Source organism: Synechococcus sp. R6-10, from assembly GCF_047461815.1.
GTDB lineage: Bacteria > Cyanobacteriota > Cyanobacteriia > Thermostichales > Thermostichaceae > Thermostichus.
This window is the reverse complement of sequence record NZ_JANSHW010000720.1, coordinates 1-582: the sequence shown is the minus strand read 5'-3', so window position 1 is coordinate 582 and position 582 is coordinate 1. Positions and strand designations below refer to the sequence as shown.

Below are 582 nucleotides of genomic sequence, written 5' to 3'. Positions count from 1 at the left end.
GGCTGAAGCCGTGGTAACACACGGTGGAGGGCCGAACTGGTGACCGTTGAAAAGGTCTCGGATGAACTGGGGTTAGTGTGGTGAAATGCCAATCGAGCGCGGAGATAGCTGGTTCTCCCCGAAATGCATTGAGGTGCAGCCTCACGCGCTATGCTATGCAGGTAGAGCCACTGGATGGGCTAGGGGCCCTACCAGGTTACCGAACCCAACCAAACTCCGAATGGCATAGCAGGAAGCGTGGGAGTGAGACAGCGACGGATGAGCGCCGTTGTCAAAAGGGCAATAGCCCAGATCGCCCGCTAAGGTCCCTAAACACAGGCTAAGTGTGAAAGGATGTAGGGTCGCGTAAACAACCAGGAGGTTGGCTTAGAAGCAGCCATCCTTTAAACAGTGCGTAACAGCTGACTGGTCGAATGTGACCCTGCGCCGACAATGTAAGGGGGCTCAAGCCTGTTACCGAAGCGGCGGGTTCCCGCAAGGGAGCGGTAGGGGAGCGTTCTGCTCGCAGTGAAGGTGGAGCGGAAGCACCACTGGAGCGTGCAGAAGTGAGAATGCCGGCACGAGTAGCGAGAAGACGGGTGA

At 57.4% G+C, this 582-nt stretch carries 1 rRNA gene; it reads left to right on the top strand.

The window, feature by feature from the left end:
- Positions 1–582 (top strand): 23S ribosomal RNA (locus tag NW837_RS15550); the annotation flags it as partial.